The organism is Thermoanaerobaculia bacterium, assembly GCA_035717485.1.
In the GTDB taxonomy this organism is placed as follows: Bacteria; Acidobacteriota; Thermoanaerobaculia; order UBA5066; family DATFVB01; genus DATFVB01.
Map to the genome: position 1 here is coordinate 1 of DASTIQ010000138.1, position 10,497 is coordinate 10,497.

The 10,497-nt window shown below is 72.0% G+C and carries 5 protein-coding genes; all 5 read right to left on the bottom strand.

The annotated features are described in order from the left end of the window. The coding region (locus tag VFS34_07205; protein HET9794233.1) for a non-ribosomal peptide synthetase at positions 1–1,776 on the bottom strand (1,776 nt) is incomplete at its 3' end. Beyond that, a complete protein-coding gene (locus VFS34_07210; protein ID HET9794234.1) occupies positions 1,757–2,770 on the bottom strand; it encodes a TauD/TfdA family dioxygenase in 1,014 nt (337 codons plus the stop codon). The genes VFS34_07205 and VFS34_07210, both read right to left, overlap by 20 nt. Then, entirely contained in the window at positions 2,770–6,807 is a 4,038-nt protein-coding gene (locus VFS34_07215) for an amino acid adenylation domain-containing protein (protein ID HET9794235.1), read from the bottom strand. The genes VFS34_07210 and VFS34_07215 overlap by 1 nt, the downstream gene beginning before the upstream one ends. Next, positions 6,804–10,298: an amino acid adenylation domain-containing protein gene (locus VFS34_07220; protein HET9794236.1), complete on the bottom strand. Its 3,495-nt coding sequence runs from the start codon at positions 10,296–10,298 to the stop codon at positions 6,804–6,806. Before VFS34_07220 ends, VFS34_07215 begins: the two co-directional genes overlap by 4 nt. A 6-nt stretch (positions 10,299–10,304) precedes the next feature. Continuing rightward, positions 10,305–10,497 (bottom strand): phosphopantetheine-binding protein (locus tag VFS34_07225; protein HET9794237.1); only part of this gene is annotated, 193 nt, incomplete at its 5' end.

The window sequence follows — 10,497 nt, forward strand, 5'->3', positions numbered from 1 at the left end:
GGCGGCGAGCGAGGCGACGGTCGGATTGCGGAAGATCGCCGGGAGCGGCAGCGCCGCCGGGATTTCCCGGCGAAGACGGGCCATGATCCGCATCGCCGCGAGCGAATGGCCCCCGAGTGCGAAGAAGTTGTCGTCCACGCCGGGTTCCGGAATGCCGAGGATCTCGCTCCAGATCCCCGCGATCCATTCTTCGACGGCATTTCGCGGCCGTCCCGGCGTCGACGCGGCGGATTCCGCGAGTCGGCCGAGATCGACCTTTCCCGACGCCGCGAGGGGAAGCTCGTCGACGACCGCGATGCGGGCCGGAATCCACGCCTCCGGGAGCTCTCCCGCGAGGAATTCGCGAAGCGTGTCCGCGGCCACGCTCTCGCCGGCGCGCGGAACGACGGCGGCGACGAGGCGGGGTTCCGCGCTGGTTCTCTGGACCGCCACGGCTGCCCGCGCGACGGCCGGGTGGCGGCGGAGAATCGCCGCGGCCTCTCCCGGTTCGACGCGGTGTCCACGGATCTTCACCTGGTCGTCGATCCTTCCGAGGAAGTCGATCGAGCCGTCCGGCAGGGTCCGGACCCGGTCGCCCGTCCGATAGACGCGGCCGCCCGGGAAGAATGGGTCTTCCCGGAAGCGTCGGCCCGACTCCTCCGGCCGCCCGAGATAGCCTTCGCCGACCGCGACCCCGCCGATCCAGAGCTCGCCCGCCGATCCGGGGGCCGCGGGACGGTCGTGCTCGTCGAGGACGTATGCGCGGACGTTCGCGATCGGGCGCCCGATCGGAACGGACGCAACGGCGACCGCGGAGGGGACGAACCGGTGGAAGAGGGCTCCGACCGTCGTCTCCGTCGGTCCATAGTGATTGACGATCGGGCACCGCGCCGCCGCCGCGCGGGCGAGCTCGGGAGGCAGAGGCTCTCCGCCGAACACGAGAAGCCGCCGGGGAGCGGGATCCGCCCCGGCGTTCGAGAGCGCCGCGAAATGCGACGGAACGATCTTGAGCACGTCGATTTCGCGTTCGCGGAGGAAGCCGCAGAAGAGCGTGGCGTCGCGCGAGACGTCGCGGCCGGGGATCTCGAGCGTGCCGCCGGACGCGAGCGCGGGGAAAAGACAGGTGTGGCCGAGGTCCGCCGCGAGCGAGGAGGGTGTCGCGAAGCGAAGCCCTTCCTCTCCGCCGAGGAGCTCCTGCCACACGAACATCGTGTAGTTGACGAGAGAGTCGTGACGCAGGAGGGCGAGCTTCGGTTCCCCCGTCGATCCCGACGTGAAGATCCCGTAGGCGATCGACGTCGGCTCGGGGACGGTCCTCTTCCGTCTTCCCCGGGTCCGCGGTGCGCGGAGCGGCAGCCGCTCGGCCGTGCCGAAAGAGAACGTCCCGGATGCCGGACCGTCGGCGAAGCACCAACGCGCGCCGCATTCCGCGAGCTGGCGCGCCAGACGCGCCGGCGGCTGGTCCGGGTGGAGCGGCACCCACACCGCGCCCGCCTTCCAGATCCCGAGGATCGCGGCGATCGCCGCGGGCGCCGGGTCGGCGCAGAGGGCGACGAACGCTCCTCCCGCGCCGCGCTCTTCCAGGATGGCGGCGAAGCCCTCCGCCGTCCGATCGAGCTCGGCATACGTCATCGACGCTCCGTCAGGTCCCGTCACCGCCGTCCGGCCCGGATGTCGCCCGGCCTGGGCTTCGAAGAGCTCGATTGCCGCGAGCGCCGGAAAAGGGCTCGGGGCGGGTCCGGAGACGACCTCCGTTCCGCGAAGCGGAGAGCCGGGATCAGCGGCCGTGGCGCTCATGATTTTCCCCTTCCTCTTCGAGAGTTCCCATGGCGACGGCGATGCGCCGTTCCCCTCCGTAGGGACGCCGGCCGTGCGCCGCGAGCTCGTTGTCGACCACGAGGAGATCGCCGGCGCGCCAGCGGATCTCCGCGGCGGCCGCCTCCGCGGCGGCGCGCACGACGCCGACGACCTCGTCCGGGATCCTCGAACCGTCCCCGAACGCGACGCGCCGCGGAAAGTCCTCCTCCGGGAGGAGCATCGACAGCGCCTCCCGGACGTCGGCGGGCAGCGCCGCCGGGTGGTGGAGCAGGATTTGATTGAAGAAAACGGGCGAGCCGCCGCGCCGGATCACGGCCGGCCGCCGTTGGCGGATGCGGAGGCCTCCGTCCTCGGTCCACTCCCAGTCGATCCCGTCCGCCCGGCAAAGCCGCTCGACCTCGCCGCGCTCCGCCGTCCGGAAGTACGCCTGCCAGCCGACGTCTATCCCCGGCGTGAAGCGGCGCATGTAGAGGAGGCCGTCTCGCTCGAACCGCTTCCGGAGATCCTCCGGAAGCGCGCCGAACACGCGCCGCCCGTCGGCGACGACGGTCTCTCCGCCGCGCGCCGGCGCCGCGAGACAGAAGAACGCGATCCGACGCGGCCAGCGCGCCGTGTGCGCCGCCTCGTGGTGGAAAAGGATGGGGAGATCCGCGGGATAGGGCGTGGCGCCGTAGACTTTTCCCCCCATCGCGCCGCGCGGGAGATCGCCGTAGTCGCCGGCCAGCGGACCGCAGAGCCGTTCGGCGGCCCGCTCGAAGGCGGCGACGTCCGGGATCGGAAAGGCGCGGAAGAGCGCCGCCCCCGTCCGCGAGAGCGCGGCGTCGATCGACGTCTGGTTCTCGCGCATCCAGGCGGGCGGGTCGACTGCCCGATCGCGGCTCTCGAAAACCGGGATGGCGCCGGGCCCGGCCGGCATCGGCGGATCCTTCGCGACCGTCGGAACGGGGATCGTGCCCCCGGAGAAGATCGCCATCAGACCACCTGCCGGCGCTCGGGAGAACGCGCGCCCTCCCGCTCTTCCATGGCGGCTTCGTCGATCGCGGCGCGCAGTTCGCGGGCGAGGACCCGCACGTGCGGCTCGACGAGCATGTTTTCGTGATCGCCCGCGACGTGGTGGATCTCGACGCCGCCCCGCGCGAGCCTCCCCCACCCCATGTCGCGTCCGGTCGCATCGGCGACGGAACGAACCGCCGCCCGGAAGAGCGTGACCGTCCCGCCGTAGGATCCGGCGACGTAACGGCGGTTCGCGAGATATCCCGCCTCGCGAACGCTGCGAAGCGCCCGCGGCATCGCGCGGGAGCGTTCCGCGAAGAAATGGTAGGCGAGCTGCCAGAGCCGGCTGCGGATCCGCCGCCGGACGGTCCGCGCTTTCTTGCGGATGTACTGGCCGCGCTGTTTCTGGAGAAGGAGATTCTCCATGTGGTAGTCGACCCGGGCGAAGAATCGGGCGAGCCCGTGCCGGATGAGGAGCGGAAGGGGCGCCCCCGAGCCGGAACCCGGAGCGAACGTGTCGAAGGGCGCGAGGAGCGCGACCTTCTCTCCCTCCGCTTCGAGCCGACGCGCCATCTCGTACGCCACCTTCCCGCCGAAAGACGCGCCGCCGAGGTAGTACGGCCCCGCGGGAACGACCGCGCGCATCTGCCCGAGGTAGTGCTCCGCCATCTCCTCGACGGTCGTGTGGGGCGAGGAAACGCCGTCGAGGCCGCGCGCCTGAAGGCCGTAGACCGGCTGGTCGGCGCCGAGGTGCCGGGCGAGGGTGTGGAAGCCGACGACGTTCCCGCCGACCCCGGGAACGCAGAAGAACGGCGGGCGCCCTCCTCCACCATGGATGACGACGAGCGACGACCACGGCGCGGACCATCCCTCCTCGCGCATCGCCGAGGCGAGCTGCTCGATCGTCGGCGCCTGGAAGAGGGTCGCCAGCGGGAGCCGCCGGCCGAGCAGGTTCTCGATCCGCGCGAAGAGCCGCACCGCGAGGAGCGAGTGCCCGCCCAGCGCGAAAAAGTTGTCGCGGACCGAGACGGAGCGGACGCCCAGAACCTCCTCCCAGATCCGGACGAGCGCGAGCTCGATCCCGTCGTGAGCGGGGACGATCGCGTCCTCGCGCGGCGACTCCGGCTCCGGAAGAGCGAGGCGGTCGATCTTCCCCTGCGCGGTGAGCGGCAGGCCCTCGACCGGAACGAAGACGGAGGGCACCAGGTATCGGGGCAGACGACCGAGCGTCCAGCGGCGGATCTCGTCGACCGAGATGCGCCGGCCTTCCGCGGGGACGAGCCAGGCAACGAGAATCCGCTCGCCGCGGGCGTCGCCCCGCGCTTCGACGACGGCCTCGCGCACGTCGGGATGCTCCTCGATCGCCCGCTCGACCTCGGCGGGCTCGACACGGAAACCGCGCACCTTCACCTGCGCGTCCCGGCGGCCCAGGAACTCGAGGACGCCGTCCTCGCGCCAGCGCGCGCGATCCCCGGTCCGGAAGAGCCGCGCCCCCGGCTGCGCCGAGAACGGGTCGGGAACGAAGCGTTCCGCCGTCAGCTCCGGACGGTTCCAGTACCCGAGGGCGACGCCGTCCCCGCCGGCGTGCAGCTCGCCCGGAACGCCGATCGGCGCGGGGCGGCCGAAGCGGTCGAGGACGTAGACGCGGGTGTTCGCGATCGGCCGGCCGATCGGAATCGGGCCCGCGGTCGCGTCCGCCGACGACACCTCGTGGCAGCAGGTGAACGTCGTCCCTTCGGTGGGTCCGTATCCGTTGACGAGGCGGAGCGCCGGGAACCGGGCGCGGACGCGGGCGACGTGCGGCGGGGAAAGCACGTCTCCTCCGGCGAGGAGCTGCTCCACCGAGCCGAGCAGCGACGGCCGCTCGTCGGCGATCAGGTGGAACAGACCGGCCGTGAGCCACACGGTCGTGACTCCGAAACGGCGGATCGTGTCCTCGAGCTCGGCGAGCGTCGGGGTTCCCGGATCGGCGAGGACCAGCCGGGCGCCGTTGGCGAGCGCTCCCCAGATCTCGAACGTGCTCGCGTCGAACGAGAGTGACGAGGCGTGAAGGAACGCCTGCCGCTCCGAGAAGTCCGCGTACCCGGCGCCGCGGACCAGGCGCACGATCCCCCGGTGGGGCACGGCGACCCCCTTCGGCGTCCCGGTCGAACCGGACGTGTACATCAGGCACGCGAGTCCCTCGGCATCGCCTTCCGGAGGAAGGTCGTGATCGGGCTGCCGCGAGAGCGCCTCCCGATCCCGCTCGGGCGCGATCACCGGAATCGGCGAACCGTCCGGGGTCTCCTCCGAGACGATCGCCGCGAGCCCCGCGTCGTCGCGCATCCACGCCAGACGCTCCGGCGGATACTCCGGATCGAGCGGAACGTACGCGCTGCCGGTCTTCAGGATCCCCACGAGCGCCGCAATGGTCGCCGGGGAGCGCTCGAGAGCGACGCCCACCCTCGACCCGGGCCGGACGCCGCTCGCGCGGAGCGCGTGCGCGATCCTGTTCGCCCGCTCGTTCAGCTCGCGGTACGTCCATCTTCCGCCGCGGAAATCGAGCGCCGGCGCCTCCGGTCGGCGCGCCGCCTGCTCTTCGAAGAGCGCGGACACCGGAACGCGCGGATAGTCGGCCGCCGTGCGGTTCCACTCGACGACGACCGTTCGGCGCTCTTCCTCGTCCATCAGCGGCAGCTCGGAGATCCGGCGCGAGGGGTCCTCGACGATCGCGGAGAGCAGCGTTTCGAAATGGCGCGCCATCCGGCGGATCCGGGCCGGCTCGAAGAGCGCGGTGTTGTACTCCCAGGTCGTCCGGAGGCCGCCGGTTCCCTCGGACGCGTAGAGAGCCAGATCGAACTTCGCGAGGCGCGGCGTCACCTCGATCGCCGAAGCGACGATCCCGTCCAGCCGGAGCGGCTCGCGCGGAGCGTTCTGGAGGGCGAACATCGTCTGGAAGAGCGGGTTGTGGACGCCGCGCTCGGGGCGCAGCTCTTCGACGAGCCTCTCGAACGGCAGGTCCTGGTGCTCGAATGCGCCGAGAGACGTCTCCCGGACGCGGCCGAGGAGCTCGCGGAAGGTGGGATCGCCGGCGAAACGGCCGCGCAGCACGAGGGTGTTCGCGAAGAATCCGACGAGCCCCTCCGTCTCGACCGACTGCCGGTTCGCGATCGGCGTTCCCACGAGCACGTCCTCCTGGCCGGAATACCGGTGGAGGAGGGTCTGGAACGCCGCGAGGAGCGTCATGAAGAGCGTGGTCCGCTCGCGCCGCCCGAGGAGCCGCAGGGACGCCGAAAGGTCCGTGCCCAGGACGACGGCGTGCGTCGCGCCGCGCCAGGCGGGAACGGCCGCGCGAGGCCGGTCCGTCGGAAGATCGAGGACCGGAGGGGCCTCGGCGAGCTCGCGCTTCCAGTAGCCGAGCTCCGCGTCGAGACCGCGGCCGGAGAGCTTGCGGCGCTGCCAGACCGCGAAGTCGGCATACCCGATCCGGAGCGCGGGCAGCGCGGGCGCCGCCCCGCGCCGGAACGCGTCGTAGAACGCGGCGAGCTCCCGAAAGACGATCGACACCGACCACCCGTCGGTCGCGATGTGGTGCATCGACAGGACGAGCACGTGCGAGCGGGCGGACTCGCGGAGCAGGAGCGCCCGGAGCATGGGGTCCCGGGACAGGTCGAAGGGGCGGCCCACCTCTTCGTCGACCCGCCGCCGGATCTCTTCGGCGTCGGCGCCGGGGAGGTCCACGATCGGGCACGAGACCGGCGCCGGCGGATTGACGATCTGCATCGGTTCGCCGTCGACCGACCGATACGTCGTCCGGAGCGCCGCGTGCCGCGCGACGATCGCGTCGAGGGCGCGGGTCAGCGCGGCGACGTCGAGGTCGCCTCGGAGGCGAAGCGCTTCCCCGACGTTGTAGAGCCCTCCCGGCTCGAGCTGATCGAGGAACCAGAGCCTCTGCTGGGCGAAAGACAACGAACACGGCTCCGTGGTCCCGCGGGGCGCGATCTCGGGGAACGGAACGGCGGCGGCCCGGTCGCTCACGTCGCCCTCCCGGCGACCGCCGCCGCCGGCGAGGCCGCAGGGCCGTCTGCACGCGCCCGCGCGAGGCACTCCCGGAGCTTCTCGGCGAGGACCGCGACCCGCGGCTCGTGCGTCAGGGCTCCGTGATAGCCGGGCACTTCGTGCGTCTCGATTTCTCCCGCCGCGAACCGGGCCCAGCCGAGGAGGGGATCCGGATAGAACCAGGGAGGCTGCCGGCTCGCCACGAAGAGCGTGATCTTTCCCGGGTAGGGCCGCGGCTCGTACGCGGTCTTCGCGCGGAGCACCGAGCGCTCCGCCTCCACGAGGTTCTTCGGGATCGCCGCGGGCGACGATGGCGCGGGCGCGCTCTTCGAGGCCGCGGGCCTTTTTGCTCGTCGCATTCTCTTGGCGACGTCGTGGGCGATCCGCCCGAGCTTCGCGCGGACGTATCGCGCTTTCCCGCCGATGCCTTCCGCCGCGAGCAGGTTCCCGCCGTGCAGGATGATCCGCTCGCGCGTCCTCTCGAAAGCGACGCGCCACTTCCCCATCCCGGGCTTGCGGCGGTAGTCGGGGCCCCACGTGTCGAACATCCCGAGGAACGCGACGTCGCATCCCTGCGCGCGCAGACGATGGGCCATCTCGAACGCGATCGTCCCGCCGAAAGAACTTCCCGCCAGGTGGTAGGGTCCCGCGGGCTGGAACTGACGGATTTCGGAGACGTAGTGGTCGGCCATGTCTTCGATCCGTTTGTGGCGGGGGCGCTTCCCGTCGAGCCCGACCGCCTGCAGGCCGAAGAGAGGCTGGTCCTCGCCGAGACGCCGGGCCAGGTCCACGTAGCCGACGACGTTCCCGCCGATCGGATGAATGCAGTACAGCGGAGGTTTCGTGCCCTTCGGCTGGAGCGGAACCAGCGACGACCACGAGCCCTCCCATCCCCGGCCGTCGATCACCTCGGCGAGCCGCGCGATCGTCGGGGCCTGGAGGAGAACCGCGAGCGGCAGCCGGATGCCGAGGACGCTCTCGATCCGCGCGAAGATCCGCGCCGCGATCACGGAGTGGCCTCCGAGCCGGAAGAAATCGTCGTCGACGCCGATGCCGGCCCGCCCGATCCCCTCTTCCCAGATCGCGGCGATGCGCCGCTCGGTTTCGGTCGAGGGCGCCCGTCCCGCCGCGGCCGCCGCGTCGTCGTCGGGAGGCGGCGGGAGAGCGCGGCGATCCACCTTGCCGTTCGGCGTGAGCGGCAGCTCGTCGAGCTCGACGAACGCGGACGGAATCATGTATTCCGGCAGCGACCCGGCGAGGAAGGTCCGAAGCTCCTCCCGCCGCGGCGCGTATTCGCCGCCGTTCGAGGAGAAGTACGCCACGAGGCGGGGATCGCCGGACGGGGCGGACGCGACGACGACCGAGGCCTGGCGGACCCCGGGATGACGGCGCAGCGCGCTCTCGACTTCCCCGAGCTCGATCCGGTAGCCGCGCACCTTCACCTGGTCGTCGGCACGCCCGAGGTACTCGAGGATTCCGTCGTCGCGATGTCGCACCCGATCGCCCGTCCGATAGAGCCGCTCGCCGGGCTCTTCCGGAAGCGGGTTCGGCACGAAGCTCTTCGCCGTGAGGTCGGGACGCCCCAGATATCCGCGCGCCAGGCCGTCCCCGCCGATGTAGAGCTCGCCGGGAACCCCGGGGGGGACCGGCCTTCGCCCGGAATCGAGGACGTACAGGCGCGTGTTCGCGATCGGCCGGCCGATCGGCACGGGGCCCGGTTTCCAGGTCGCCGCGGTCACCTCGTGCACGCAGCAGCCGACCACCGTCTCCGTCGGGCCGTACTCGTTGACGAAGCGAGACTCGGGAGCGTTCCGGACCCACCGCTCGAGCCCTTCCCCGCGGAGCGCCTCGCCCCCCACGACGAAGACGCGCGCCGCGCCCCGGGCTTCGGCGGGAGAGAGCTGCGACGCGAGGATCTCGAGGTGGGCCGGGGTGATCTTGACGAGACTCCAGCCGCGGCGGCGGCGAAGCGCTTCGGCGAGACCGTCGAGGCCCTCCCGCTCCGGGATCGTCTCGACGCGGCGGCCGGCGACGAGCGGCGTCAGGAGGCTCGTCACGGTCAGGTCGAACACGAGCGGCGAATGAACGGGCGCCCCCTCTCCGTCGGCGACCGCGTACGTTTCCGCGCTCCACGCGAGATAGTTCACGAGCCCGCGATGCGGGATCAGAACGCCTTTCGGTTGTCCCGTCGAACCGGAGGTGTAGATCACGTACGCGAGATCGTCGGGCCGCCCCGCGGGATCGGGTCGGCGATCGGGCTGGTCCGCGAAGGCGCGGCCGTCGGCCTCGACGGGGATGACGCGCGCGCCGGTCCCCGCAACCCGGGACACGAGCGCCGGATCGGCGAGGACGACCGGGACTCGCGCGTCTCGAAGGATGAACTCCAGACGCGCGTCGGGCGAACGGGGATCGAGCGGCAGGTAGGCGCCGCCGGACTTCAGCACGCCGAGGACCGCCGCCACGAGCCACGGAGAGCGCTCCATCAGGAGCGCGACCGGAACGTCGGCGGAGACGCCTTCGGCACGGAGACGGTGGGCGATGCGATTCGCCCGCGCGTCGAGCTCCGAGAACGAGAGGACGGCGCCTTCCCCCACGACCGCCTCGGCGTCGGGGGTCCGGTCGACGGCGCGCTCGATCAGGCGATGGGCCGGATCGTTCTCCGGATAGGGCCGGGACGTCCGGTTCCACTCGACGACCGCGGTCCGCCTCTCCTCGGGGGAAAGCACGTCGACGTCTCCGACCGCGGCCTCGGGAGCCGACACGAGGCGCTCGAGAAGCGCGGCGAAGCGGCCGAGGAGCCGTTCCATCGCGGGACGCGCGTACCGCGCCGCGTCCCACGAGAGCCGCGCGGCGACGCGCGGGTTCACGTCGATCCGCAGAACGATCGGAGGACGTTCCGAAGCGGATGACGCTTCCGGCGTCGAGGCGAACTCCCGGTGCTCGAGCCGGGACTCGACGACGGCGTCCCTCTGCCACCCGGCCCACCGTTGGAGATCGTCGAGGCGAGCCGGCGGCGCCAGCCGCAGCCGGTCACGGTCCTTCTGGATTCCGGCGAGCCAGCGGCCCACCGTTTCGGCTTCGGGAACGCGGACCCGGCGGAGCACCGGGCCTCGCGGCCCCCGGCGCGAGCGCTCCCCGATCCCGGAAGAGGCTCCGTCGGTCGCCCAGAAAACGACGTCCCCCGCGTCGGCGTGCCGCGAGAGCAGGAGCGCCCACGCGCCCTGCGCGAGGGTCGGAATCGAGATCGCGGATTCCGCGGCGAAGATGGCGAGCGCGCGGGAGACGGCCGGCGACGACACGCTTTCGCAGGCGTCCCGTCCCTCGCCGGGAGCCTCCGGGCGGGGCAGAGAAAACGCGGGCGGCTCTCCGACGCCGGCGAGGTGGGTCCGCCAGAAGTCCTCCGCGCGCATCGGCTCCGCGGCGGGCGAAATGGGGCGTTCGAATTCGGAGGAGGAGCGCATCGTCGACATCGCGGATCAGGCGGAGATCTCCGTCATGCCCACCGACGTAGCAGGGAGCGTGCCGGCCGCGGCGGCGAGCTCCGCGATCGTCGGATGCTCGAAGAGGAGCCGCGGCGGGATCGCGTATCCCGATTGCGCGGCGCGCGCGGCGATCTGGAAGACGAGGAGAGAGTTTCCGCCGAGGTCGAAGAGATTGTCGTGGATCCCC

Bases quoted from the DNA above. Each gene is read 5' to 3' on its own strand.
- VFS34_07220 (HET9794236.1), bottom strand. From the start codon at position 10,298: ATGTCGACGATGCGCTCCTCCTCCGAATTCGAACGCCCCATTTCGCCC.
- VFS34_07210 (HET9794234.1), bottom strand. From the start codon at position 2,770: ATGGCGATCTTCTCCGGGGGCACGATCCCCGTTCCGACGGTCGCGAAG.